23 protein-coding genes, 1 tRNA gene and 1 pseudogene are annotated in these 24,804 nt (G+C 68.1%); 8 read left to right on the top strand and 17 right to left on the bottom strand.

Annotated elements, in window-relative coordinates; genetic code table 11:
• Positions 1–111: 111 nt before the first annotated feature.
• A complete protein-coding gene (locus AC3RXY_RS13865) occupies positions 112–846 on the top strand; it encodes a FadR/GntR family transcriptional regulator (RefSeq protein ID WP_491511510.1) in 735 nt (244 codons plus the stop codon).
• 117 nt (positions 847–963) lie between these two features.
• Here the strand turns inward: AC3RXY_RS13865 and AC3RXY_RS13870 are convergent, their stop codons facing one another.
• Positions 964–1,719, bottom strand: a complete 756-nt coding sequence (locus AC3RXY_RS13870; protein WP_491511511.1) for a GAP family protein — start codon at positions 1,717–1,719, stop codon at positions 964–966.
• Positions 1,720–1,827: 108 nt separating this feature from the next.
• Between AC3RXY_RS13870 and AC3RXY_RS13875 the strand changes: the two genes are divergently transcribed.
• Both AC3RXY_RS13875 and AC3RXY_RS13880 read left to right on the top strand, forming a co-directional pair.
• Positions 1,828–3,054 (top strand): sensor histidine kinase, encoded by a 1,227-nt coding sequence (locus AC3RXY_RS13875; RefSeq protein WP_491511512.1) that lies wholly within the window; start codon positions 1,828–1,830, stop codon positions 3,052–3,054.
• Positions 3,051–3,695: a response regulator gene (locus tag AC3RXY_RS13880; protein WP_491511513.1), complete on the top strand. Its 645-nt coding sequence runs from the start codon at positions 3,051–3,053 to the stop codon at positions 3,693–3,695. The genes AC3RXY_RS13875 and AC3RXY_RS13880 overlap by 4 nt, the downstream gene beginning before the upstream one ends.
• Positions 3,696–3,833: 138 nt before the next feature.
• On the opposite strand, the gene AC3RXY_RS13885 is transcribed toward AC3RXY_RS13880, so the two are convergent.
• The 7 genes from AC3RXY_RS13885 to AC3RXY_RS13915 form a co-directional block, all read right to left on the bottom strand.
• A tRNA-Arg gene (locus AC3RXY_RS13885) sits at positions 3,834–3,906 on the bottom strand.
• A gap of 63 nt (positions 3,907–3,969) precedes the next feature.
• Positions 3,970–5,193, bottom strand: coding sequence for an amidohydrolase family protein (locus tag AC3RXY_RS13890; protein ID WP_491511514.1), 1,224 nt, complete (start codon positions 5,191–5,193; stop codon positions 3,970–3,972).
• A gap of 98 nt (positions 5,194–5,291) precedes the next feature.
• A complete protein-coding gene (locus AC3RXY_RS13895) occupies positions 5,292–6,050 on the bottom strand; it encodes an iron ABC transporter ATP-binding protein (RefSeq protein ID WP_491511515.1) in 759 nt (252 codons plus the stop codon).
• Positions 6,047–7,090: an iron chelate uptake ABC transporter family permease subunit gene (locus tag AC3RXY_RS13900; protein ID WP_491511516.1), complete on the bottom strand. Its 1,044-nt coding sequence runs from the start codon at positions 7,088–7,090 to the stop codon at positions 6,047–6,049. Before AC3RXY_RS13900 ends, AC3RXY_RS13895 begins: the two co-directional genes overlap by 4 nt.
• Entirely contained in the window at positions 7,080–8,120 is a 1,041-nt protein-coding gene (locus AC3RXY_RS13905) for an ABC transporter permease (RefSeq protein ID WP_491511517.1), read from the bottom strand. Before AC3RXY_RS13905 ends, AC3RXY_RS13900 begins: the two co-directional genes overlap by 11 nt.
• A 102-nt stretch (positions 8,121–8,222) precedes the next feature.
• Positions 8,223–9,230 carry an ABC transporter substrate-binding protein gene (locus AC3RXY_RS13910; RefSeq protein WP_491511518.1) on the bottom strand — a complete coding sequence of 336 codons (1,008 nt, stop codon included), beginning with the start codon at positions 9,228–9,230 and terminating at the stop codon, positions 8,223–8,225.
• A gap of 229 nt (positions 9,231–9,459) precedes the next feature.
• Positions 9,460–10,017 (bottom strand): asparagine synthase, encoded by a 558-nt coding sequence (locus AC3RXY_RS13915; protein ID WP_491511519.1) that lies wholly within the window; start codon positions 10,015–10,017, stop codon positions 9,460–9,462.
• 216 nt (positions 10,018–10,233) lie between these two features.
• On the opposite strand from AC3RXY_RS13915, the gene AC3RXY_RS13920 reads away from it, so the two are divergent.
• On the top strand, positions 10,234–11,067 hold the full coding sequence (locus tag AC3RXY_RS13920; RefSeq protein WP_491511520.1) for a pyruvate, water dikinase regulatory protein: 834 nt from the start codon (positions 10,234–10,236) through the stop codon (positions 11,065–11,067).
• Positions 11,068–11,111: 44 nt separating this feature from the next.
• Positions 11,112–13,481 carry a phosphoenolpyruvate synthase gene (gene ppsA, locus AC3RXY_RS13925; RefSeq protein ID WP_491511521.1) on the top strand — a complete coding sequence of 790 codons (2,370 nt, stop codon included), beginning with the start codon at positions 11,112–11,114 and terminating at the stop codon, positions 13,479–13,481.
• A 15-nt stretch (positions 13,482–13,496) separates the two neighbouring features.
• On the opposite strand, the gene AC3RXY_RS13930 is transcribed toward ppsA, so the two are convergent.
• The 5 genes from AC3RXY_RS13930 to AC3RXY_RS13950 all read right to left on the bottom strand — a co-directional run bounded on the left by AC3RXY_RS13930 (position 13,497) and on the right by AC3RXY_RS13950 (position 17,451).
• On the bottom strand, positions 13,497–14,324 hold the full coding sequence (locus tag AC3RXY_RS13930; RefSeq protein WP_491511522.1) for a nitroreductase family protein: 828 nt from the start codon (positions 14,322–14,324) through the stop codon (positions 13,497–13,499).
• A 201-nt stretch (positions 14,325–14,525) separates the two neighbouring features.
• Positions 14,526–14,663 carry a methionine/alanine import family NSS transporter small subunit gene (locus tag AC3RXY_RS13935; RefSeq protein WP_491511523.1) on the bottom strand — a complete coding sequence of 46 codons (138 nt, stop codon included), beginning with the start codon at positions 14,661–14,663 and terminating at the stop codon, positions 14,526–14,528.
• The gene (locus AC3RXY_RS13940) at positions 14,660–16,267 is read right to left on the bottom strand and encodes a sodium-dependent transporter (protein ID WP_491511524.1); all 1,608 of its coding nucleotides are present in this window, start codon (positions 16,265–16,267) and stop codon (positions 14,660–14,662) included. Before AC3RXY_RS13940 ends, AC3RXY_RS13935 begins: the two co-directional genes overlap by 4 nt.
• A gap of 143 nt (positions 16,268–16,410) precedes the next feature.
• Positions 16,411–16,590, bottom strand: coding sequence for a hypothetical protein (locus AC3RXY_RS13945; RefSeq protein WP_491511525.1), 180 nt, complete (start codon positions 16,588–16,590; stop codon positions 16,411–16,413).
• A 210-nt stretch (positions 16,591–16,800) separates the two neighbouring features.
• Entirely contained in the window at positions 16,801–17,451 is a 651-nt protein-coding gene (locus AC3RXY_RS13950; protein ID WP_491511526.1) for a response regulator, read from the bottom strand.
• Between the two features lie 244 nt (positions 17,452–17,695).
• Between AC3RXY_RS13950 and AC3RXY_RS13955 the strand changes: the two genes are divergently transcribed.
• Positions 17,696–18,931, top strand: coding sequence for a sensor histidine kinase (locus AC3RXY_RS13955; protein ID WP_491511527.1), 1,236 nt, complete (start codon positions 17,696–17,698; stop codon positions 18,929–18,931).
• A complete protein-coding gene (locus tag AC3RXY_RS13960) occupies positions 18,928–19,479 on the top strand; it encodes an NUDIX domain-containing protein (RefSeq protein ID WP_491511528.1) in 552 nt (183 codons plus the stop codon). The genes AC3RXY_RS13955 and AC3RXY_RS13960 overlap by 4 nt, the downstream gene beginning before the upstream one ends.
• Positions 19,480–19,573: 94 nt before the next feature.
• On the opposite strand, the gene AC3RXY_RS13965 is transcribed toward AC3RXY_RS13960, so the two are convergent.
• The 4 genes and pseudogenes from AC3RXY_RS13965 to AC3RXY_RS13980 all read right to left on the bottom strand — a co-directional run bounded on the left by AC3RXY_RS13965 (position 19,574) and on the right by AC3RXY_RS13980 (position 24,039).
• On the bottom strand, positions 19,574–21,031 hold the full coding sequence (locus AC3RXY_RS13965; protein ID WP_491511529.1) for a PH domain-containing protein: 1,458 nt from the start codon (positions 21,029–21,031) through the stop codon (positions 19,574–19,576).
• Complete coding sequence (locus AC3RXY_RS13970) at positions 21,021–21,572, bottom strand: PH domain-containing protein (protein ID WP_491511530.1); 552 nt, start codon at positions 21,570–21,572, stop codon at positions 21,021–21,023. The genes AC3RXY_RS13965 and AC3RXY_RS13970 overlap by 11 nt, the downstream gene beginning before the upstream one ends.
• Positions 21,573–22,066: 494 nt before the next feature.
• Positions 22,067–23,317, bottom strand: a pseudogene (locus tag AC3RXY_RS13975) (IS256 family transposase).
• A gap of 137 nt (positions 23,318–23,454) precedes the next feature.
• Positions 23,455–24,039 carry a recombinase family protein gene (locus tag AC3RXY_RS13980; protein ID WP_491511531.1) on the bottom strand — a complete coding sequence of 195 codons (585 nt, stop codon included), beginning with the start codon at positions 24,037–24,039 and terminating at the stop codon, positions 23,455–23,457.
• Between the two features lie 283 nt (positions 24,040–24,322).
• Between AC3RXY_RS13980 and AC3RXY_RS13985 the strand changes: the two genes are divergently transcribed.
• Positions 24,323–24,637 (top strand): hypothetical protein, encoded by a 315-nt coding sequence (locus AC3RXY_RS13985; RefSeq protein WP_491511532.1) that lies wholly within the window; start codon positions 24,323–24,325, stop codon positions 24,635–24,637.
• The last annotated feature ends 167 nt before the right edge of the window (positions 24,638–24,804 follow it).

Here is a 24,804-nt window from a genome sequence, read left to right on the forward strand (position 1 = left end):
CCCCCCCCCCCCCCCCCCCCCCCCCCCCCCCCTCCTCCCCCCCCCCCCCCCCCCCCCCCCCCCCCCCCCCCCCCCCCACGACCGGCTTCGACGAAGCCCGAGGAGGATGACATGTCACATGCCGCAGAGGGCATCGATCTGCTCATCCGCACCGCACGCCCGGCGAACGCCTATGAAGAGACCGTCGAGCGCCTGCTCCAGTCGATCCGCCTGGGCATCATCGCACCCGGCGAGCGCCTGCCCCCCGAGCGCGAGCTCGCCGGGATGCTGAAGGTCAGCCGGGACACCCTGCGCGACGCGATCGCGACCCTGGCCGATGCCGGGTACGTCGTCGCGCGACGCGGCCGCTATGGGGGCACGTTCGTCGTCGAAGAGCTCCCGGCGCCGCCGGTCGGCGGCTCGCTGTCGGAGGAGGAGCTCCAGGCCGAGGTCGATGATGTCGCCGTGCTCCGGGAGGTGCTCGAGGTGGGCGCCGTCCGTGCCGCCTGCCGGCCCCTGAGCGAGACGGAGCGGGGGACACTCACGGCCGCGCTCGACGAGTGCGGCCGTGCCGATACCGACGCGCACCGGCGCCTGGACTCTCGCCTGCATCTGATCATCGCGGAGCTTTCCGGATCGCCGAGCCTCGTGCCGCTGGTGGCAGACACCCGCACACGCGTGAATGCGCTGCTCGACCGCATCCCAATGCTCCCGCCGAACCTCTCGCACTCGAATGCGCAGCACGCCTCGATCGTCGATGCGATCCTCGCCGGCGACGCCGAGGCGGCAGAGACGGCGATGCGCGAGCACATTCGCGGCTCCGACGCGTTGATCCGGGGCTTCTTGACCACCGGGCAACGGGCCTGACCTTCCCGAACTCAGGCAAAAGCCGCCGCGCGGGGCCGATACGCCCGCTTCGCGGCGCATCGGCCCCGATCTGCCTGAGTACCGGAGAACCGGCGGCCGAGACGAGCTCAGCTCAGCTCAGCTCAGTGGCAGCAGGCCCAGGCTGTCCGCCGCGCTGCGGGCGAGCACCAGACCGAGGATCGCGAAGAGCCAGGCCGTGTTGGCCGCGCCGCCCCGCTGCATCCCGTCGGCCATGCGCTGCAGCAGCGGCTCCGCCGCACCGGCGGCGAGCAGTCGCACGCCCAGGGCGACGAGGGCCGGCGCAACCATCACGGCACAGTACCCGGCGAGCATCCCGTACTGGGCGAGCAGACCAACGGGCTGGCTCGCGATCATGCTCATACCGATGAGGTACGGGAGCATGCCGGCGACCTCGATGACCCCGGCGGCCAGAGCGACCCCCACGACGGACAGCACGGGTCCACGGTCGTCGAGCGCGCGCTCGCGCCAGCGCAGGACGCGCCCCGGGGTGCGCACCACCTGCTCCCCGCTCTCCTTCGCGGCCTTGCGGCGTGCGTGGTCGCGCAACCCCGCGCCGACACCGGTCACGAGCAGGCCCAGCCCCACGACGAGGATCGTTATGTGTCCTGGCTTCGAGGAGATGAACGCCGATGCGGCTCCGATGATGTTGACGATGCCGAGCATCAGCAGCATTCCCACCGCGAGATAGAAGAGACCGATCGTCGCGAGGTAGAGCATGATGCGCCGCACCCGCACGCGCCCCGGTGCCAGCAGCAGGAAGAGCGGGATCAGGAACGTGCCCACGCTCAGACCGTCGGCGAGGGCGAGCACGATCAGGGCGACGGGGAGCGGGATGCCGGTGAGGAAGTCCATGCTTCGAGCCTCGTGCGCGTCCCCCCTGCGCACATCGGGAGGAGGAACCGTTCCGCGCTCATCCTTTTGCCGGATGCCGTGACCATGACGGTCTGATTGCATGGGGTCATGTCCGCGCTGCTCGCCCTGCCCGCCGAGGTCGCGCGTCGGCGCTTTCTGGGCATGCCGCGACCGGTCTTCGATGCCCTCTCCTACGGAGCGCTGGCCGTGGTGCTCGCCGCGATCGGCCTGGACGGCACCTTCGCCTTCGCTTCCCTGCTGCCCGCGCCGGTGTCGGCGTGGTGGACCCTGGCGACCGCGCTGCCGGCGGCGTCCCTCGCGCTGTGGAAGCACCGGGCGCCGCGCGCTGCTCTCTTCGTCGCGACCGTGCTCGCCGCGGCCGACCTGCTCACCACGGGCGGCCTGGTGCCGATCGTGGTGGCGCTCGACGCCCTGTATGCCGCCGTCGTCACGGCCACGCCTGAGCGGCGACGGCGGACGCTGCACGGCATCGGCCTGACGGCGGCCGTCTTCGCCGCCGCTGCGCTCCTGCGCACGGGCGACATTCGTCTGATGCTGCTGGTCGCCGTCCAGACGACGGGCTTGGCCGGCATGACCTACTGGTTCGCGAACTCGGTCTCGCAGTCTCGGGAGCTCATGGATCAGTCCCGGGAACTGGCCGAGCTTCACCGGCAGGCCGCGGCCGATGCCGCGGCGCTCGCCGACGGACAGCGCACCGAGGCTGTGCGCGAGGAGCGCGAGCAGATGGCCCGGGAGCTCCACGACCTCGTCGCCGGCCACGTGTCGGCCGTGGCGATCCACAGCGAGGCTGCGCTGTCCACGACGACCACCCCGGACGGCTCACCAGAACGTCGCGCCCTGCGCGCGATCCGCGACACGAGCCTGAACGCCCACGCTGCGCTGCGGGAGATGGTGGCGGTGCTGCGCTCGGATGACGCGGCGCCGGTTCCGAGTCGCGCGACCGTTCCCGCACTCGTCGCGCAGGCCAGCGGCTGGGGGCTCAGCGTGTCCCTGGACGACCGGCTGTCCGCTCCCCTCGCTGGTGCGACGGACCAGGCCGTCCGGCGCATCGTGCAGGAGAGTCTCGCCAACGCGTCCCGCCACGCGTCGGGGGCGGCGGTGCTGGTTCGCATCGAGGATGATGCCGAGGTGGTCCGCGTCTCGGTGCTCTCGGCCGGTGGCCGCCCGTCCGCCGGGCTGGAAGGAAACGGCTGGGGTCTGCGACTGCTGCGCGAGCGCGTGGAGACCCTCGGCGGCGCGTTCGAGGCCGGGCCAGCACCGGGAGGGTGGATCGTGCGGGCCGTGCTTGCCCGGGCGGAAGGAGCGCCGTCATGAGCGCGGTGCGCGTGGTGCTCGCCGACGATCACGCGATGATCCGCGAGGGGCTGCGGATCATGCTCGAGTCGCAGGGCATCGCGGTGGTCGGTGAGGCCGCCGATGGAGCCGAGGCGGTTTCCGTCGCGGCCGCCCTGCGTCCGGACGTCGTGCTGATGGACCTGCGGATGCCGGGTACCGACGGCGTCTCCGCCACGCGCCGCATCGTCGCAGAGGGCACGGCGGATGTCGTGGTGCTCACGAGTTTCGACGAGGACGAGCTGGTGATCGGCGCTCTTCGGGCGGGGGCGGTCGGGTTCCTGCTGAAGACCGTGGATGCGGCGGGACTCGTCGACGCCGTGCGCCGGGTGTCCGCCGGCGAGGGTGTGCTCGATCCCCGGGTGACCCGCCGCGCGCTCGGCGCGGTGCACGATGCCCGCGCGGTCGCATCTGCTCCCCCGGCGGGTCTCGATGCTCTCACCACCCGCGAGCGGGAGGTTCTCGCCGCGATGCGCGACGGACTCTCGAACGCTCAGATCGCCGAGCGGCTGTTCATCTCGCTGCCGACCGCGAAGACCCATGTGTCGAACGTGCTCGCCAAGCTCGGTGCCGACAGCCGTACGCACGCCGTCGCCCTGGTGCGCGACACGCGTCTCCCCTGACCCTGCCTCGAAACAGGCAGCCAGCACCAGAACAGGCAGCCCCTGAGCAGAACGGCCTGTTCTGGTGCTGGGTGCCTGTTCTCGCGCAGCGGGAACGACGAAACCCCCGCCGCTTCCGCGACGGGGGTTTCTGATCTGCGCGCCCCGAGGGACTCGAACCCCCAACCTTCTGATCCGTAGTCAGATGCTCTATCCATTGAGCTAGGGGCGCACTGTCATTTTCATGACGCGACCCGCCAAGCGGGCCGAAGAACAGCTTACAACACGATCCCGGCTATTGCGAAACCGTCGAGAGGACGGCTCCGCCGTCGGCGACCACCCGGCCGTCGTGCACCACGGTGCGGTCGAGGCTGCGGTCCATCACGGCGCTCGTCACGGACTCGCCGTCGACGATCACGAGGTCGGCGCGGTCCCCCGCCCGCACGCCGGGGCGGTCGGCGATGCCCGCCACCCGCGGGACATCCCGGTCCATGATGCTCGCCCCGCCCACGGTCGCCACAGCGACACAGTGCTCGATCAGGTCGTCACGGCGGAAGCCGCGCGTGAACGCCAGCTGCCACGTACGGTCGAGCATGTCGCCGTTGCCGTAGGGGCTCCAGTAGTCCCGCTGACCGTCCTCGCCGAGCCCGATGCGCACCCCCGCCGCAGCGATGTCGGTCAGCGACAGCTGCCCGGCTGCCGCCGGCGCCACTGTGGTGAGGGAGATGTCCAGCTCGGCGAACGTCTCCAGCAGCGATCGGCTGACGGCATCCGACACCGACCCGAGGTCATAGGCATGGGAGATCGTGACGCGCCCGCGCATGTCCAGCACCCGCGTGCGCTCCGCGATCAGCTGCGCGCTGAAGACGCCGAGCGCACCGGGCTCGTGCAGGTGCACGTCGACGTCGAGGTCGTACTTCTCTGCGAGGCCGAACACGATGTCGAGATGACGCACCGGGTCACGGTCCAGCTCGCAGGGGTCGATGCCACCCATCGCCGTCACGCCGCCGCGACGCAGCGCGTCCTCCAGCACACCGACCGTGCCCTCCTCGCGCAGGATGCCCGCCTGCGGGAAGATCATCACCTGGACATCGGCGTGGTCGCGGAAGGCTTCTCTGGCGGCCAGTACGGCATCCAGCTTCTCGAGCCGGCAGTCGACATCGACCTGCGCGAATGAGCGCACCCGCGTGGTGCCACGCGAGATCATCCGCTCCAGGGTGCCCGTTACCCGCTCGGGGAGCGCCACCTCGGCGTCACGCCAGTTGCGGCGATCATTGAGCATCATGCCCCAGACGCCGGGCGCGCCGGTGTGCGGACGGAACGGCAGGCCGATCCGAGTGGAGTCGAGGTGCACATGCACGTCGCTGAACGACGGCAGCACCAGCCGGCTACGCCCGTCGACGTCGCCCTCCTCCGGCCCTCGGCTCTCGTCGTGGGGCACGATCGCGGCGATGGTGGCGTCGGCCACATGCACATCGGATCGTTCGCCACCCCAGGGACGCACATCGCGGATGATCATGCGGGGTCCTCTCCGGCGACCGCCTCGGAGCGCCGCCTCATCCATCCTCCCCGGCGATCAGCCCGGCCGCGAATCCCCCGCAGCCGCGCTGGCCCTGATCACCGGTGATAGGCGGCGAACTTGCCGCGCGGCCCCTCCAGCACGGCGACGGGCGTGCGGAACACCCGCGTGAGGACGTCGTCGCGGATGATCTCGTCCGGCGTGCCGTGCACGGCGACCTTGCCGTCTTCCATCGCGATGATGTGGTCACTGTACGCGGCGGCGAAGTTGATGTCGTGCAGGACGATCACGATGGTGCGTCCGAGCTCGTCTGCGGCACGGCGCAGCTGCTGCATCATCTGCACCGAGTGCTGGGCGTCGAGGTTGTTGAGAGGCTCGTCCAGCAGCAGGTAGTCGGTGTCCTGCGCGAGCACCATCGCCACGTAGGCACGCTGACGCTGACCGCCCGAGAGCTGATCCAGGAAACGCTGCTCGAGGGAGGCGAGGTCGAGGAAGTCGATGGCCTCGGAGATCTTGTCCTCGTCCTCCTGGGTCAGCCGGCCGCCGCTGTACGGGTAACGGCCGAAGCCGACCAGCTGGCGCACGGTGAGGCGCGTGACGAAGTGGTTCTCCTGACGCAGGATGGAGACCGCTTTGGCGACGACCTTCGACGGCGTCTTGTGCACGTCCAGCCCGCCCACTTCGACGGTGCCCTCATCGGGCGTGAGCAGGCGGCCGATCATCGTCAGCATGGTCGACTTGCCAGCACCGTTGGGCCCCACGAGGCCGATGATCCCGCCCGAGGGGATCTCGATCGAGACGGGGCCGATCTCGACCTCGTCGCTGTAGCGCTTGCGGACGTTGGTCAGGCGGATCACAGGCGTCCCTTTCGGAGGATGACGATCAGGAAGACGAGGCCGCCGATGAGCTCGATGATGATCGTGACGGCGTCGACCAGGGTGAGGACGTGACGCAGCAGGAAGTATGCGCCCGCCAGGATGACGTATCCCAGCAGCCACGCCACTGGCAGAATGCGGCGGTGGTCGTACGTGTCGGTGATCGAGTACGCCAGCGTGGCCACGAGGAACCCCAGGAAGGTCATCGGACCGATGAGCGACGTACTCATCGCCATCAGCACCGAGACGAGAGTGAGCATGAGCATCACCTGGCGCTTGTGGTTCAGCCCCAGATTGGTGCTGATCTCCGTGCCGAGCGCGATCACGTTGAGCCGGCGCGCGAGCATCCAGATGATCCCGCTCACGACGACCACGACCGGCACGACGAACCAGAGGAAGTCGGTGTTCGCGTTTCCGATGTTGCCGAAGAGCCGCGCGCTGAGCACATCGAACTCGTTGGGGTCCAGCATCTGCTGCATGAAGGTCGACAACGCCCCCATCCCGGTGCCGATGATGATGCCGACCAGCAGCATCACATGCAGGTTGCCGAACCGGCCGGACAGCAGCCAGGAGTAGAGCAGCACGGCGAAGAGCACCATCAGCGCACTCTGGAGGAGGAAACGCGCGAACGGGTCGACGCCGACCAGGCCCGCAGCGCCGAAGAAGAACACGATCGCCGTCTGGATCAGAACATAGAGCGATTCGAAGCCCATGATCGACGGGGTGATGATGCGGTTGTTCGTCGCGGTCTGGAACGTCACCGTCGCGAACGACTGACACAGCGTCACCAGCGCGATCACGATGATCGCCGAGAGGCGCATGCTCGAGATGCGCCACCACTTCTCGCTGAACAGCTCGTACTGGTTTCCCCAGGTCAGCAGCAGCGCGGTGATCACCAGCGCGCCGACGATCAGCCCCATGAGCACCGCGACGTAGCGGACCCGGTGCGCGGAGCTCGTGTACGGACCGGCGTGACGTGCGGCGTCCGTCTCCGCCGTGGCGGCGGTGGTCTCAGCGGACACTGGCCCTCCTCGTACGCAGGAGCATGAAGATGAACACGACAGATCCGACCACGCCGAGCACGAGGGAGATCGGCACCTCGAAGGGCATGATGATCGTGCGTCCGATGAGGTCGCACACGGTCACGATCCAGATGCCGGTGAGGAAGACCCACGGCAGGTTGGAACGCAGGTCGTCGCCGCGCACCATCGAGACGATGTTCGGCACGATGAGCCCGAGGAACGGCAGCGCGCCGACGATGACGGTCACGACGCCGGTGGTCATGGCGACCAGCCCGACGCCCAGCAGGACCACCCGCTCGTAGTTGAGGCCGACGTTGGTGGCGATGTCCTTCCCGAGCCCGGCGACGGTGAAGCGATCAGCGACGATCAGCACGGTCACCGCCACGAAGGCCACGATCCAGAGCGGTTCATAACGACCGATCTCGATACCGGTGAACCGCCCCATGAACCAGCCGCCGATCACCTGCAGCAGGTTGAACTGGAGGGCGAGGAACGTGGACACCGCACTCGTGACAGCACCGAACATGATGCCGACGATGGGCACGATGAGCGAGGACTTCAGCGTCACGCGGCGCAGGAAGGCGAAGAAGATCATGGTGCCGATGAACGCGAAGACGATCGCGACGATCATTTTGGTGAACACGCCGGAGGTCGGCACGACGATGTACGTGAACAGCAGACCGAGGCCGGCCCACTCGGTCGTCCCCACCGTGGTCGGCTCGACGAACCGGTTCTGCGTCATGAGCTGCATCACCAGGCCCGCCATCGCCATGCTGGCGCCCGCCAGGATGAGCGCGGTGGTGCGGGGAACACGGGTGATCCAGAGGAACTCGCCGCCCTCGCCGTCTGCTGCGGTGATGTCGGCGACGCCGGTGAAGATCGATACCGCGATGAGGCCGGCGGTGAGCACGATCGCGATCAGCAGGGGCCAGGTTCTGCTCCACCGCGAACGGGAGCGCGCTGGGGCGGATGAGTGGGAGAGGGCATCGACGTTGGTGATGCGCGGCGCGGGGGGCGTCGGTGAGGACATGGCTTCCGGGAGCTTCCGTGGCTGCAGGACGACGAACGCCCCGGTCGTCGAGCGAGTCCGTGCTGAGCGGCGCTCGCTCGACGACCGGGGACGGTGTCGTGCTTACTTGGAGCTGAACAGGTTGGTCAGACCCTCCAGGACCGTGATGTAGGCGAAGACGTCCTCGGTGAGGTAGTAGTCGCCGGGCATGACGTAGATGGCGTCGTTCTGCACGGCAGGAACCTGCGACAGCGCAGCGGAGCCGGTGATCAGCTCCAGCGCCGGGGTGACCTTCTGACCTTCGTCGGAGACGGCCGCGTCGCGGTCGAGCACCAGGAAGTAGTGGGCGTTCGCCTGAGCGAGAGCCTCCAGCGAGACGCTGTCGCCGGTGTGGTCGGACGAGCCCTCGGCGGAGAGCGCCGGGGTCAGCTTGAGCAGGTCGAAGAAGATGCTCGAACCGCGGCCGTCGACCGGGTTGGAGTAGTTGATCTCGCCACCGGAGGTGACCAGGCCCATGACCGTGTTGGCCGGGTCATAAGCGCCCTTGGCCTCGTCGATCGCGGCGTGGAAGTCGTCGATGAGCGCGGCGGCTTCGTCCTTCTTGTTGAAGATCTCGCCCATCAGGGTGAGGCTCTCGGTGACGTACTCGTCGACCGACTGGTCCTCCGGGCCGGTCATGTCGACGAACGCGGCGTCGGGGGCGGCGGCCTTCACGCCGTCGCCGGTCTCGCCGGAGTAACGGTAGCCGTTGATGATGACGTCGGGGTCGGCGGCGACGAACTGCTCGAAGTCGGGCTCGCGGTGCGTGCCGGTGTTGAGGATCGCGTCGTCGTCCTTGAGCGGGTTGTTCGGGCTCATCAGGTCGCGGGGGGCCACGGTGACCGGGAGGTCCCAGTCGGCGGCGAGCTGGAAGAAGCGGTTGTCGGTGATGCCGACGCTGTCAACGCTCTCGATGGTCACCTCGTTGCCCGCCATGTCGGTGACGGTGATGGGGTAGTAGTTCTCATCGGCGGCGGGAGCCGTGGTCTCCGCCGGAGCGGCTTCTTCGGCGGGGCTGCCACCGCACGCGCTGAGCGTGAGCGCGGATGCGATGGCCAGGGATGCAACGGCCAGGAAACGGCGCGACTTCATCAGTTCTCTCCTTGGTGGGTGCAGTGCTGAACGTCGCTACTCGCAGCAGGTCTGAACGACGCGGCTTCACGACGGGGATGGTTAGGCAAACCTAAACGACCCGTGAAAAAGGCTAACCTAACTTCACCGCAAGGTCTAACGATCCATGCGGATAGATAGAGTCAGTGCATCGGTATTTTCGTCGCGACCAGGGAAAACTGTTCGCACCGTTACCGAACCGAAATGGCGTTCAGTCCTCGTCAGCCCGCTCGCGCGCCCGCTGGGCGGCGGCAAGCTCCTGCAGATCGATCAGCCGCAGCGACTGCATGCGGGCCTCCCTCATGCGCTCATAGTCCGGATCGGACTCCGGACGCATGCCCTCGACTCTCAGGCGGCGCTGAAGGTTGTTCTGCACGTCACCCCAGGCCGCTTCGCGGGCGGCCTCCACCAGCTCGCCCAACGACGCCCGATCGCCGGCCATCTCGCGCAGGCGGACGGCCACTCCCGCGGCCTGCCTGGCGCGCGTCCTGAGGTTCCGCCGGTCGCGGTCGCGGTAGTCGTGCGTGCCGCGCGAGTCGCTGTGCCGGCCGGTGGCGCGCTTGCGCATCTGCAGGGCGTGCTCCGCGGCATCCTCCGCCTCCTGAGCGAGGAGGAGGAGGTCTTCACGAGCCTCGGCGAGGAAGCTCTCGGGGTCGTAGTCCTTCCCCTGACCGATGGTCTCGACGAGGATGCGATTGCGCACCGACATGCGCGCCGCCGATGTCGCTATCGCGACCCCGTCGGCGATGGCATCGCGCGTTCTTCCCACCGCTTCCTCCCTCGACAGAAGCGTACCCGTGCCCGCCCGGTCCCGGCGCGCCAGCGACCCCTGCCAGCACACCGAACGTGGCGTCCCACTGAGCGGGACAAAATCAGGCGCTCTTTCCGCCCGCAAATATCTCAGCTTTCCGCATCGAAAAGATTGAGCATTCTTTACGCCCCATTTGGTCAGAGGCCGCTTCCGCGGCTCCCCTACGGTTAACGCGTGAGCACCCCTTCCGGCACAGCGGCCGCGACGCGCGCCGTCTTCTTCGTGTCCGACAGCACCGGCGTGACCGCCGAGACCCTCGGCAACGCCCTGCTGTCGAACTTCCCGGGGTTCACCTTCCTCCGCCACACGGTGCCCTTCGTCGATGACCTCGACGACGTCACGCCCGTCGTCCGTGACATCCGGGCGGCGGAGGCCGCCGGCCTGGCGCCCATCCTGTTCACCACGACCAAGGACGCCCGGGTGCGTGCCGCCCTGCGCGACTCCCCCGCGACGTGGATCGACCTCCTCAGCGGACACCTCACCGACCTCGAAGAGGCGCTGCAGACCACCGCGACCGAGCAGCTGGGCCAGTTCCACAACGTCAGCAACACCGAGCACTACTTTCAGCGCATGCGCGCCATCGAGTACGCGATCGAGCACGACGACGGCCAGAGCATGCGCCAGCTCGACCTCGCCGACCTCATCATCGTCGCCCCCAGCCGCTGCGGCAAGACGCCCACCACGATGTACCTGGCCATGCAGTACGGCCTCCTCGTGGCGAACTACCCGCTGACCGACGACGATTTTCCCAGCGATGCCCTCCCGGCGATGATCGCCCCCTATCGGGCGCGGTGCTTCGGCCTGACCACGACGCCCTTGCGGCTGAGCCAGGTCCGCCATGAGCGGCGCCCGGATTCGACGTACGCGAGCCTCGGACAGTGCACGCTCGAGCTGCGGCGTGCGGAGGAGATGTATCGCCGCAACCGCATCCCCTTCGTCAACTCCTCCGCCAAGAGCGTCGAGGAGATGTCGGCCGTGATCCTGCAAGCACTCAAACTGCGCCCCTGACAACACCCCGCCGAGCGCAGCACTATCCCGACGAAGGAGACCCCGTGAGCAACATCCTCTGGTTCGAGAACCTGGGCATGGACGACCTCGCCCAGGTGGGAGGCAAGAACGCCTCCCTCGGCGAGATGGTCTCGCACCTGTCCGATCTGGGCGTCCGCGTGCCGCGCGGCTTCGCGACCACCTCAGACGCCTACCGCCGCTTCCTCGCCCATGACGACCTGCGCGGGCGCATCCGGGACGCGATCGCCGGTCTCGACGTGGAGGACGTCACCGCGCTCGCGCGGGTGGGAGCCGACGTGCGCACCTGGATCGAGGAGCACCCCCTCCCCGACGACCTCGAACGCGATATCCGTGCGGCGTACGCCCGGCTCGTCTCCACCGATGCGGAGCCGGAGAGCGTCACCTGGGCGGTGCGGTCATCGGCGACCGCCGAGGATCTCCCCGACGCCTCCTTCGCGGGCCAGCAGGAGACCTTCCTCAACGTCGGCGGCATCGACAACATCATCGCGGCGATCCGCAGCGTGTTCGCGTCGCTCTACAACGACCGCGCGATCGCCTACCGCGTGCACCACGGCTTCGACCACGACGAGGTCGCGCTCTCCGCGGGTGTGCAGCGCATGGTCCGCAGCGATATCGGCGCATCCGGGGTGATGTTCACCGTCGACACCGAGTCCGGCTTCGACCAGGCGGTGTTCGTGACCAGCTCCTACGGGCTCGGCGAGGCCGTCGTCCAGGGCGCGGTGAACCCCGACGAGTTCTACGTCTCCAAGCCGGCATTGCGGGCCGGACGCCCGGCGATCCTCAAGCGCTCCGTCGGCGAGAAGGCCATCGCGATGCGCTACACCGAGGACACGCAGGTGGGCGCCTCGACGGCGTTCGTGGACGTGCCGGAGGCCGACCGTGTGCACTTCTCGATCACCGACGCCGAGATCGAGGAGCTCGCCCGCCACGCCCTCGTCATCGAAGAGCACTACCGGCGTCCGATGGACATCGAATGGGCCCGCGACGGCGTCGACGGCAAGCTCTACATCCTGCAGGCGCGCCCGGAGACCGTCGTCTCGCGGGCATCGGCCAGCGTCATCCGCCGCTTCACGCTGTACGAGCCGGGCGACGTGCTCATCGAAGGCCGCGCGATCGGCCAGCGCATCGGAGCAGGCCCGGTGCGCGTGCTCACCAGCGTCGCGCAGATGAATGAGTTCCAGACCGGGGACGTCCTGGTCGCCGACATGACCGACCCGGACTGGGAGCCGATCATGAAGCGCGCGAGCGCGATCGTGACCAACCGTGGCGGCCGCACCTGCCACGCCGCGATCATCGCGCGCGAGCTCGGGATCCCCGCCGTCGTGGGCGCCGGTGGCGCGACGCGCACGCTCAGGGAGGGGCAGGAGGTGACCGTGTCCTGCGCCGAGGGCGACACCGGGTTCATCTACGACGGGCTGCTCGACTTCGCCGAGGAGGAGACGCACCTCGACAAGATGCCGGCGGCGCCGACCAAGATCATGATGAACGTGGGAACACCGGACCAGGCCTTCTCCTTCTCTCGGCTGCCCAACGCCGGCGTGGGTCTTGCTCGCCTGGAGTTCATCATCAACCGCCAGATCGGCATCCACCCCCGGGCGCTGCTCGAGTTCGACACGCTGCCGCCCGAGCTGCGCGCAGAGATCGCCCCGCGCATCGCCGCCTACGCCTCACCGCGCGACTACTTCGTCAAGCGGGTCGCCGAGGGGGTGTCGATGATCGCCGCAGCCTTCGCACCGGAGCCCGTCATCGTCCGGATGAGCGACTTCAAGTCGAACGAGTACGCGAACCTCATCGCCGGAGACCGCTACGAGCCGCACGAGGAGAATCCGATGATCGGGTATCGCGGGGCGTCGCGGTACATCTCCCCCGACTTCCGCTCGTGTTTCGAGATGGAGTGCGAGGCGCTGAAGTTCGTGCGCGACGAGATGGGCCTCACCAACGTCAAGATCATGATCCCGTTCGTCCGGACGCTCGCGGAGGGGCAGGCGGTGATCGACCTGCTCGCCGAGAACGGTCTGCGCAGTGGCGAGAACGGCCTCGAGATCATCATGATGTGCGAGCTGCCGACCAATGCGCTGCTCGCCGATGAGTACCTCGAGATCTTCGACGGCTTCTCGATCGGCTCGAACGACATGACCCAGCTCACCCTGGGCCTCGACCGCGACTCGGCTCTGGTTGCGGCCGCTTTCGATGAGCGCGATCCCGCGGTGCTCAAGCTCCTCGCGATGGCCATCGAGGCCGCCAAGCGCAAGGGCAAGTACGTCGGCATCTGCGGCCAGGGGCCCAGCGACCACCCCGACCTCGCAGCGTGGCTGCTGGACCAGGGCATCTCCTCCGTGTCGCTGAACCCCGACACGGTCGTCGACACCTGGCTGGCGCTGGCCGCGCGATAGCGCCGCGGCCTCCCGTCACCGGGACGGGAGGCCCTTCGCCGCCAGCGATGCGCGCAGCGTGTCCCGCCCCAGAAGAGACGCGGCGCCACGCAACCGGGCAAGAACCGGCGCGATCCAGCCGCGATCGGCGCCCTGCGTGCGGAAGTACGCCCGCAGGGCGTCGTCGTAGGCCTCGATCTCGGCGCGCTCTGCCGGGACGTACCTCTCCCGGTGGCGCACCACGGTCTGCGGCAGGCGCGGCTTGACACCGGCCGCGTCTGCCGGATCGGGGTGCCCGATGGCCACCCCGAAGACCGGGAACGCTCCCTGCGGAACGCTCAGCAGCTCGGCGATCTCACGGGGGTGGCTCCGCACGGCCCCCACGTACACCGCCCCGAGGCCCAGAGACTCGGCGGCGATCACCGCATTCTGGGCGGCGAGCGCCGCGTCGACCACACCGACGATCGTGCTCTCCAGATAGGCGACGGCGCCGACGGGCGCGTCCTCCCACGCGGCGATGCTCTCGGCGCGAGCCCAGTCGGCGATGAAGACGAGGAAGACCGGCGCCCGGCGGATGAACTCCTGGTCGTTGGCGAACGTGGCGACCTGTGACTTGCGCTCCGGGTCGCGCACCTCCACGACCGACCAGGCTTGCAGGTTCGAGCTGGTGGATGCCGACTGCGCTGCCGCGATGATGGCCGTCACCGTCGCATCGTCGATGCCCTGGTCGGTGAACCGGCGCACCGATCGGTGCCGGTAGAGGAGGTGGAGCACGTCGTTGCGCGGCAGACCGCTCAGGTCGGCACCGTGTTCTGCCCCGTAGCGTTCGCGCAGGGCGTCCACGCTCGACACGTCGTCTCTCATCTGGTCTCCTTCTGGTCGGCCGCAGCGGGCGCTCCCCACGGACAGCCACCGCCGTGACGGGGTTATTCCCGCTCGGAAACACGCCGGAACAAGCGGACCGCCCGTCCGTCCGGCGCGCGTCCCGGCGGGGACAGCGTGCGCGCTCTGCGCTGCTTGCCCACGCCTGCCCTCAGAATCGGGCCTGCCCACCCGCCCCAGGGCTTAGAGCTCGATCGGCGGAGCGTCCGGCTCGTGCTCCGCGACCTCGGGATGCCGACGGAGGTTGACGATCCCCGCGATCAGGCCGCCCCAGACGGTGACCATCGAGACGACCATCATGACGATCGCCGTTCCGCTCATGAGCGCGCTCCGTTCTGCTGTGTCGGCACGACGCCGGTCTCCGGGTCGGGGTCGTACCCCTCGGCCCGGAGGAAAGCGTCATACTCCGGGTCGTCCTTGGCGTGCGAGCGACGACTCCACGGCACGAACGAGAGGACGACGGCGAGGATCACCAGCGCGATCACCATTCCCCAGCCGAAGACCCCGAGGAACCACGACGGGTACTCGCCGTAGGGCTGGACGATCTTCTCGACCAGCCCCGTGATGAACAGGTACCCCAGCACGAGGGGACCGAGAACACCGACGAGGATCTTCCACCAGGCCCCCACCCGGAAGCTGGAACGCCGGTTGAGGTGCTCTTGCAGGGCAGGCAGGCGGTGCAGCAGCCACGCGACCACGATCACCGCGACCAGCGCGACGGCCATGATGCCGAAGGCGTTGATGAACGCATCCGTCGTGTCGAGGACGGCCAGCGCCGTCGTGGTGGAGAACAGCGCCATCGAGATCACCGCGAGCGGGATCGTCACGGTGAGCGTGGTGCGCACGCGGCCCCAGCCGAGCTTGTCCTGCAGGGCGGCGACGATCACCTCGAGGATCGAGATGAGCGAGGTCAGCCCGGCGAAGACGAGGGCGCCGAAGAAGAGGACGCCGATGATCGAGCCGCCGGTGGCTTGCGAGACGATCGTCGGGAACGCCACGAAGGCGAGCCCGATTCCGGCGGAGGCGACCTCGGAGACATCGGTGGCCTGCGCCTGGGCCATGAACCCGAGGGCCGCGAAGACGCCGATCCCGGCGAGGATCTCGAAACCGGAATTGGCGAACGCGACGACCAGTCCGGAGCCGGTGAGGTCGGTCTTGCGCTTGAGGTAGGACGAGTAGGTCACCATGATCCCGAACGCGACCGACAGCGAGAAGAAGATGTGCCCGTACGCCGCCGCCCACACGGCGGGATCGGCCAGGGCCTCCCAGTTGGGCGCGAAGAAGGCGTTGAGCCCGTCCAGGGCGCCCGGCAGGAACAGCGCCTGCACCACGAGGATCGCGAACATGACCGTGAGCAACGGCATCAGGATCATATTGGCCTGCCCGATGCCCCGCTTCACGCCGAGGCCCATGATGACGATCGTGATGACCCACACGGCGAGGAGCGGAATGCCGACCTGCGGGACGAAGACGGTCGAGACTCCGACCTCCGCGACATCACCCGCCTGCAGGAAGTCGCTGAAGAAGAAGTCGTTTTCGTTGCCGGCTCCCCAGGTGAGCCGTGCGGAGAACCACGTGTACATCGCAGCCCAGGCGATGATCACCGCGTAGTAGACCGAGATGACCACGCAGATGAGCACCTGCCACCATCCCAGCGGCTCCGCGGCACGGTGCATGCGGCGGAAGGCCAGCGGCGCAGAGCCCCGATAGCGGTGGCCGATCGCGTAGTCAAAGAACAGCAGCGGGATTCCGGCCGTCAGCAACGCGCACAGATAGGGGATGAGGAACGCACCGCCGCCGCCCTCGTACGCGACGTAGGGGAAGCGCCAGATGTTTCCGAGTCCGACGGCGGATCCGATCGCAGAGAGGATGAACACGTTCCGCGAGCCGAAGGCCTCGCGCTTCTGCGTCGTCGCGCTGGTCATGCGACGACCCTAGCCGAGCCCGGCTGCTCGGCGTGACAGCGCGGCGCGATCAGGCGCCGGCGGGGTGATCTTCCTGGGCCGGGCGCAGCAGGCGCACGCGTCTCCCGTGGCGGGCGTGGCGGACGGCACGAGCGCGGGAGGCGCTAGCTCCGCTGCTGCCGGTGGACGATGAGCGCAGAGGTCAGCGCGACGACGAAGCACGCCATCGCGAGCGTCCAGGCGGTCACGGCGAACCACTCGGAGAGCAACATCGAGGCGAGCAGGAATGCCGCCCCCACGAGCGGGAGCGTGACGGTCAAGCGCTGGGCCATGGTCTGGTTCATCGTCGCCTCTCAGCAGATCTCGGTGGGCAGAGCGTTCAAGCAGGACAGAACCATCCGCCGTCGGCGGTGGCTGTTGTTATCGTGCAGGCGTCCGGCGACGATGGGCAAGCCGATCCGGCCCGTTGTAGCCCCAGGGCTATCGATCCGCGTCATCACGGCTGTCGTGATCCGCCGACCCGCTGTCGACAAGGACACGTTCGGCGTCCCGAGCTAGAGGCTGATGATGCCGAGCTCCGTCGCCCGCAGCACGATCTGCAGACGGTTCTCAACCCGCCACAGGTGGTTGATATGGCGGATGTCAGCCTTGACCGTCCCCTCCGCGTAGTGGAGATCCTCGGCGATCTCGGCGTTGGAGAGTCCCTTCGCGATCCGCTCGATGATCTGGCGCTCCCGGTCGCTCAGCGCTGGCGCATCGGTGACGAGGCTCCCGCCGGCCTCGATGGCGGCTCGCACGAACCTTTCCTGCACCTCCGGGGAGACCACCCGGTCGCCGGCATGCGCGGCCACGACGGCGTCGATGATCTGCTCCGGCGTGGAGTTCTTCACCAGGTAGCCGCAGGCACCGGCCCGCAGCACCTCGAGCGCCCGCCATTCGGTGGTGAACGTCGTCAGCGCTAGAACTCGGCATCGCGGATTCCAGTCGAGCACCCGCCGCGTCGCCTCGACCCCGCTGACCTCCGGCATCTTGATGTCCATGAGCACGACGTCCGGCCGGGAGGCTCGGCAGCGTTCGACCACCTCGGAGCCGTCTGTGGCCTCGCCGACGAGCGTGACGCGGTCGTCGGCGGAGAGGAACGCGCGGAGGGCGTGCCGCACGAGGGCCTCATCGTCGACGACTAGGACGCGGACAACTTCACTCACTCCGGTACGGTATCGCGCCCGCGCGGTCAGAAATCTAGCCCAGAGGCCATGATTCCGTGGCCATGAAGGCATGCCTCGTAGGCTGAACAGCACAGACATGGCGCCGGCCGATATGGTTCGCCGCCCGGAGAGAGGGAGTGCGGTATGGGACTGATCAACGTTCACGGCGTCGGAGGACTGTTCCACACGAGTCCCGGGGGGAGGGCGGACATGGGCGACTGGCTCTGCAAGATGCTCGGCATCTGTGCCTAAGTCCCCCACATCCTCGCATGATGCACCGGAGACGGTGCTCATCGCCCGAACGTCGATGACGAGGATGCTGCGGTCCCGCGCCTTCTGGGAGCAGCGCAGCCTGCATCCCGCGGTCAAGGTCCTGCTGCTCCTCGCCATCGGCGTTCTGCTCTGCGTCGCCGTCGGCTTCATCATCGGCGGCTCCTTCACCCGCAACGATCTTCTGGGGCTCGGGTTCTACGTGGGTCTGGCCGCGTTCGCCTGGCAGCCGACGATCGCGGCGTTCATCGTGATGGCGGTCAGCAGCGTCGGCGTGATCCTCACCGGCAGCGGCGGGGATCTGCTGGAACTCGCGATCGCACTGAGCCTGGTCGCCGCCACCTGTGCTCCGGGGGTGCTGGCACTGCACGTCGTGCTCCTCGCGACGCTCACGACATATGTCGCTGCGGGCGGGTCGACCCTCGCCAAGGGCGGTGTGTACGGCGTGGCCGGCGTCGCGATGATCGCGTTCCTCGCGGGCATCGCGTTCCGCCTCTTCGCCGCCCGGGAGGCCGTCCTCGTCGCCGAACGGACGCGCGTCGCCCAAGACCTCGAGATGATCGCTCGCGAGGAGCAGGAACGCATCGCCGATGAACTGCACGATGGCATCGCGCACGACCTGACGCTCATCCTCTTCCACGCTCGCGCGCTTCCCCGGCAGCCGGATGACGCGGCCCGGCAGGTCTCCCTGGCCACCATCGAGGACGCGGCAGAACAGGCGCTGCACAGTATCCAGTCGCTGCTCTCGCTGATCCGCGACACGAAGACCGAGGGGCCGTCGAGCCGACCGACACGGTACGAGGGCAACGTGGTCGAGGCCGCCACCTCGCTGGGAACCCTCTTGACGGACGCCGGGATCCCCACCGTCGTCTCGATACCGTCCAGCCCCCTCGGCGCCGCCCCTGCCGTCGAGCAGCTGCTCACCGAGACAGCCATCGAGGCAGTGACCAACGTCATCAAGCACGCCCCCCGGTCGTCGTCGGCGCGCATCGCGATCCATGAGCGCGCCGACGCCGTCGAGCTCATCGTCACCAATCTTTGCCCTGCCAGCCTCATCCCCCCGGACGCCGGCGGCGGCGGACGCGGTCTGCGGCGGGCTGGCCAACGCCTCGAACGGCACAGCGGGACGCTTGACTGGGGCAGAGACGGCGACGGCTGGACGCTCCGGGCGACGGTACCGACCGGCGAGAAGCATGGAGAAGACGAATGACCCGAACGGAATCACCGGCGCAGACCTTCGCGACGTGGAGCCCGACGGCGGGGCACGACCCCGCCCTCCTCGCGGAGTACCGTGCCTTCGCTGAGGACGAGGCGCACACCCTGCGGGAGACATCGACCGCTCAACACCTCACCGCGAGCGCTTTCGTCTTCGATGCGACGCTCGACCACGTCCTGCTGTGCTTCCACGGCAAGGGGCGATTCTGGGTCCAGCTCGGCGGGCACGTCGAGCGCCGAGACGCCTCGCTCGCCGCGGCCGCGCGACGGGAGGCCGCCGAGGAAAGCGGAATCGATGAGCTCGTCGCAGCGCTCCCCGGACCCGTCGACCTCGATCGACATGCGCTCTCCGCCGGCTTCGGGACCTGTCAGGTGCACTGGGACGTCGGCTTCGCGTTCACCGCCGACCTGACCGCGCGCCCCACCGCGAGCGATGAGAGCGAGCAGGTCTCGTGGTGGCCGGTTGCCGCTCTCCCCGCGGGGTGCGTTCCCGGTCTCGCCGAGCGGATCGCTCGGGTGTCCGGGGCCCTCCGGTCGACCTGAGCACTCCGCGCCGGGAGGTTCGCACAGCCGGCGGGTTCACCGCGGTGGACGTGACGGCATGGTCGGTCACCGGCGGAACGGGCGTCACCTGCGCTCACGCGGTTTCATCCGAGCGGCAGATGTCGCGGCGGCCGGCGGCGATACGGACGGCCAGCGCCTCGACCTCTGCGGCACGAAACCGGAAGGAAGAGAGCGCCCTCGGCGCACCAGCGAGGTAGTGGATACGAACGAAAACCAGCCGCCCGCGTGGCCGAGCCGTCGAAAGAGCGTGCAGGGCAGCGTTGTCGATGATCCGCTGTCGGTCGGAGATGGTCCGGGTGGTCATGACGGTCAGATCGCGCCGCCGGTCCGTGCGGAGTCGTGCGGCCATGACGCGCCCGAGCCAGGACTCAACGACGAATCCGAGCGCTGCGAGGCCCAGCGTGACCCAGCCGGCACATCCCGAGGCGACGCACAGAGCCCATATGATGACCGACACGACGACGGTGCCTGCCAGCAGTGTCACAGCGCGGCAAAACGACCGCATACCGGGGGTCTCGACGATCGCCGAGTCCGCCGCCCTGTTGCCGAAGCCGGCGCGCAGGACGTCGCGCACGACTCTGCGCGGCAACGACGGCAACACGAGGTTCGCCCCCGCATCCACGGCGTTGTCGGTGGTGATCAGCACCAACCGCACCCGGTCCAGGCACATCTCGACGATGTTCCGGTGGAGGACGACCCCGATCGTCGCTCCCGGCTCCACGCTCCTGGTCCGGGTGGCGATGAGGCCGTAGCTGATCGTCAGCTGGCCATTCAGACGACGGCGAACGCAGAAGCCGCCGTAGCGCGCCAGGGTCGCGACCGCCCCGGCGCCCACGATCGTGAGGCTCACGACGACGATGAACCCGACGGGGTGGGTGCGGAGTTGCCAGTCGATCAGGCCCTCGGCGCCCAGCTGGCTGAGCATGCCCATCACCGCGATCGCCACGCCCGCACCGAGCACGGCGACCTGACCATAGATCAGGCCCGCTACCAGCAGATGCGTCGGTCGCGCCCGGTACAGGGTCGTCGGCCGAGGCGGGGAGAGGCCGGATCGGCCCGCCTCTGGTTCCGTTGCATCGACCAACGGAACTGACGAGTGACCGGCGTTGGCGAGCACGCGGCGACGCAGATGGTCATCCACACCCGCGAGATCGATGGTCGTATGCTCGGCTCCCGCCTGCGCGATCGTCAGCGACCAGACCCCGCACAACCGGAATGCCCACGACTGCCGCGCATCGATCGCACTGATCTCGGCCCACGGCACGACCCGTTCCCGACGACTGACCGCTCCGCTGATGATCGTCAGATGCGCGGCAGTGAGGCGGAACCGCGTGAACTGGTGCCGCCAGACGGGGTCGATCAGGGTGGCGACGAGGAGAGGGCCGATCACGAGCCATGCCCAGGATCCGGGCCAGAGACCGGGGCTGAACACGTAGATGAGACCCGCAAGGAGGGTGCCCGCGAGTTTCGGCGCAGCCTCGATGTAGGCCGCGAGGAGGTATCTGCGCGGCAGGCGCACGTCACTCGCCACGGGAGCCTCGCTCGGTCGGGAACATCGCCGGTGCGCTGCGCTGCGCTCTCGGCAGGCTCAGGACGACGGCCCGCGCGCGGTCCGCGGCCTCGGGGTCGAGCGGACCCAGCCACTCGACGTCCGTGATGCATGAGAAACGCAGCGTGACCGTTCCGAACCGGCGAAGGAGGGGGCCCTGGGCGATCTCGACATTGAGAATATGGCGGGTGGCGATGACGATGGTGCGTCGCCAGAGGCGTCCGCGGGCGATGTAGACGTAGTCGGGCGTCACCGTGTATGTCGTGGTTCGCGCCCGTATGCGGTTCAACCACGGCAGCTCGATGAGCAAGGAACTCGCTGTCAGGACGGCGAGAGCGCCCCAGACGACCATCCGGACCACCGGCTCGGGAATGAACATCACCCCCACGGCCAGCGCTCCACTGCTCAGCACGGCGGTGATCGCGTCCCGTACGTTGAGGTACGCGTACGCGCTGCTCGCGAGGTGCAGTTCGCCCGGCTCGCCACCGGCCGGCGGCAGTTCAGAGGGACGTCCGTCGATCATCACATGCTCTCGATTCCCCGGCGCTGGTAAAATACAGCCACCTTCTGATCCGTTTCGAAGGAATCGTGGCCGACGTCTTGACCGGGACGTCGGCCACACTTACCCGCGACACCCGTTTCCCGCCTCATCCCGGCGTGCAGACGAGTCCTGCACGACGAATCCCGTGACCCGCGACAGATCACAGGATCCATCAGCTGCACCCGCACCGCCATGAGCCGGAACATCGCGGCTCAACCTGCCGCGGTGCCCGAGATCTGACCGAGCCGCGCATCGCCGCAGTCAGCATCGAAAGCGTATCGAGACCGAGCGCTGCGGGGAAGAAGGGCGTCGCGCCTGGTGCGAACGCCGACGGCACCGCCCCGACGCTGGGGGAAGCGGTGGGACGGAGGTTCTCGCCCGCACCGCCCCACCGTGGTCCTACCCGAGGCCGAGGGCCCGGAGGATCCAATCCAGGGCCTGTCCGATAAACGGTGTGTGGGGTCCGGCGGTTCTCATCAGTAGGTGGTTCTTTCGAACCGTCCGGCGAAGGTGATCGCGAACGCGTTGAGCGCGGGCTTCCACCTCATCACCCAGCGTGCCCTCCCGCCGCCGGTGGGGTCAAGCGACCGGGTCACGAGGTAGAGACACTTGAGCGCGGCTTGCTCGTTCGGGAAGTGCCCGCGGGCGCGGACCGCTCTGCGGTAGCGGGCGTTGATCGATTCGATCGCGTTGGTCGTGCAGATCACCCGGCGGATCTCCACGTCGTATTCAAGGAAGGGCACGAACTCCGCCCAGCTGCTCTTCCAGAGTTGGATGATCGCCGGATAGCGGTCGCCCCACTCGCCCGCGAACTCTTCGAACCGGTCTTTCGCGGCCTGCTCGCTCGGGGCCGTATAGACCGGCTTCAGCGACTTCACGATCGCGTCGCGGTGTTGTCGGCCGGCGTAGCGGAAGCTGTTGCGGATCAGGTGCACGATGCACTACTGCACGACGGTCTGCTCCCAGGTCGTGTTGATCGCCTCGGGAAGCCCCTTCAGCCCGTCGCAGACGGCGATGAACACGTCCTCGACGCCACGGTTCTTCAGCTCGGTGAATACCTGCAGCCAGAACCGTGCGCCCTCACCTCCATCACCGGCCCAGATACCCAGGATCTCCCGCTCCCCGGCCGTGGTGACGCCCATGACGACGTAGAACGGGGTGTTGCGGACCTGCCCGTCACGGACCTTCACCACGATCGCGTCGACGAAGATCACAGGGTAGATCGCGTCCAACGGTCGCGAAGACCACTCCGCCAGCTCCCCGGCGACCTTCTCGGTAATGCGAGAGATGGTGTCCTCGGAGACCTTCGCCCCGTAGACCTCGTCGAAATGCGCAGCGATCTCACCGGTCGTCAAGCCTCGAGCGGAAAGGGACAGAACGATCTGATCGATGCCGTCCAGCCGGCGTTTCCGCTTCGGAACGATCACCGACTCGAACGACCCCTCTCGATCCCGCGGGACCTCGATCTGCACCGGGCCGATCTCCGTCAGCACCGTCTTCACTCGCGTGCCATTTCGCATATTCGCCGCGATCGGCGTACCGCCGTGCTCGTGTCCGAGGTGCTCCGTCAGTTCGGCTTCCAAAGCGGTCTCAAGCACATTCTTCGTGAGTTGGTTCAGCAGCCCACCGGGCCCGACCAGGTTCACGCCTTGCTCCTTCGCCTGCGCGAGCAACCGCCCCGCGAGGTCCTTCTGATCGATGATCTCTCCCGTCACGGGATCAATCATCGCGTCATCCAACATCTCGGTCGTGTCAGTCACGGCCGTCTCCTTTCGGATCAGACCGGACCCCACACACCGTTATTCAGACAGTCCCAACCGTGACGCTTTGTGGCGCGGTTCTGATGGAGATAAATGTCGTGCGGTCACTCCGCGGGGAGGGCGCGCGATCGTCTGTAGAACGTGGCGCGGGACATACCGAGGTCTCGGACGACCTGCGCGGCGGGTGTGCCCGCCTCGACGAGTCGCAGCGCACTCTTGATTTGGCTGTCTGTGATGCGTTGGGGGCGTCCGCCGAGGTCGTGGCCGGCGGCGCGTCTCTTGGCGATGGAGTCAACGACGCGCTCTCGTTTGATCTCGTGCTCCATTTGTGCGAGGGCGGCCATGATGGTGAACAGCATCGACCCCATGGGTGTGGATGTGTCGACGTCGCCGCCACCAAGGTTGAGGACACGAAGGCCAGCTCCGCGGCCGCGGAGCTCGTCGGCAAACGCCAGCATGTTCTGAGTCGAGCGCCCCAGTCGGTCGAGGGTAGTGATCACGAGGGTGTCGCCGGCCTCGAGCGCGGCGAGGGCGGAGTCGAACTGCGGTCGGGACGCGCGCGCGCCGGAAACGCCGTGGTCAACGTAGAGGTCGTCACGGCGGACCCCGGTAGCGATCAGGTCGGCTTCCTGCCGGTCCGTCGATTGCTGGCGAGTTGATACGCGCGCGTATCCGATGAGTTTGGCCACGAACATCCCCCTGTTGTCTCATAACTAGCCTCTTATACCCGCACACAGGAGACTGGTTACGACACGTAGTTATGAGAACCGGGTGGTCGCGGATTCGTGCAGAACGCAACGCCTGGTCCGTCGCCAGTGCGAGACGTCTCGCAAGTCAAGGGATATACGACGCGCCGTCAGAGCCAGCAGCGTCGTTTGCTGGATCGCACGCTGAGGGGGTGTGGCATATGTCAGGGTGGGCGCCATGAGAGTTAGCCCGCGGGATCGGGCCGCAGATCGGGACGGGACCCGGATGCAGCTTCTCATCGTTGCCGCGGGAGTATTAGCGCTGTCGTTCCTGCTGTTCGCTGCCGGCGGCGTGTTATTTGGCCCCATGGATGGAGACATCCCGTGGCCGGCGACCGCTGCGGAGCAGCGACAGTTCGATACTGCCGGGGTGTTGCAGTGGGGCGGCGTATGCGTCGTGGTGGCGGCATCGCTCCTGATCGGGCTTGCCGTCCGCGTCGGGCGCACGCTCTGGGCTGTGATGGCGCTCTTCGTGTCCGGCCTCGCCGGGCTCGGTGTGTTCTTTGCCGCATTTTCTGTCTCTGGTGGCTTGCCCGATTGAGCGGCGCATCTATCACGCCCACCCGGGTTGGCGACCTGCGTCGGAGCAGCTGTTCTATCCCTAGCTGCGCGTCTTGTCTTCGCGAGAACCCGTCCGTCTGATCCGGATCTCGGTTGTCGCAGAGCTAAGAGATGAGAGACGTGCGAGCGAAAACCGTCGTAGAAGAG

It is taken from the genome of Microbacterium longlingense (assembly GCF_058349825.2).

Excerpts from the sequence above, each read along its gene's own strand:
- AC3RXY_RS13935 (WP_491511523.1), bottom strand. The coding sequence starts at position 14,663 with ATGAGCGGAACGGCGATCGTCATGATGGTCGTCTCGATGGTCACCGTC.
- AC3RXY_RS13930 (WP_491511522.1), bottom strand. The coding sequence starts at position 14,324 with ATGAGAGACGACGTGTCGAGCGTGGACGCCCTGCGCGAACGCTACGGG.
- AC3RXY_RS13875 (WP_491511512.1), top strand. The coding sequence starts at position 1,828 with ATGTCCGCGCTGCTCGCCCTGCCCGCCGAGGTCGCGCGTCGGCGCTTT.
- AC3RXY_RS13985 (WP_491511532.1), top strand. The coding sequence starts at position 24,323 with ATGCAGCTTCTCATCGTTGCCGCGGGAGTATTAGCGCTGTCGTTCCTG.
- AC3RXY_RS13905 (WP_491511517.1), bottom strand. The coding sequence starts at position 8,120 with ATGTCCTCACCGACGCCCCCCGCGCCGCGCATCACCAACGTCGATGCC.
- AC3RXY_RS13910 (WP_491511518.1), bottom strand. The coding sequence starts at position 9,230 with ATGAAGTCGCGCCGTTTCCTGGCCGTTGCATCCCTGGCCATCGCATCC.
- AC3RXY_RS13890 (WP_491511514.1), bottom strand. The coding sequence starts at position 5,193 with ATGATCATCCGCGATGTGCGTCCCTGGGGTGGCGAACGATCCGATGTG.
- AC3RXY_RS13865 (WP_491511510.1), top strand. The coding sequence starts at position 112 with ATGTCACATGCCGCAGAGGGCATCGATCTGCTCATCCGCACCGCACGC.
- AC3RXY_RS13945 (WP_491511525.1), bottom strand. The coding sequence starts at position 16,590 with ATGAACCAGACCATGGCCCAGCGCTTGACCGTCACGCTCCCGCTCGTG.
- AC3RXY_RS13960 (WP_491511528.1), top strand. The coding sequence starts at position 18,928 with ATGACCCGAACGGAATCACCGGCGCAGACCTTCGCGACGTGGAGCCCG.
- AC3RXY_RS13970 (WP_491511530.1), bottom strand. The coding sequence starts at position 21,572 with ATGATCGACGGACGTCCCTCTGAACTGCCGCCGGCCGGTGGCGAGCCG.
- AC3RXY_RS13870 (WP_491511511.1), bottom strand. The coding sequence starts at position 1,719 with ATGGACTTCCTCACCGGCATCCCGCTCCCCGTCGCCCTGATCGTGCTC.
- AC3RXY_RS13940 (WP_491511524.1), bottom strand. The coding sequence starts at position 16,267 with ATGACCAGCGCGACGACGCAGAAGCGCGAGGCCTTCGGCTCGCGGAAC.
- AC3RXY_RS13880 (WP_491511513.1), top strand. The coding sequence starts at position 3,051 with ATGAGCGCGGTGCGCGTGGTGCTCGCCGACGATCACGCGATGATCCGC.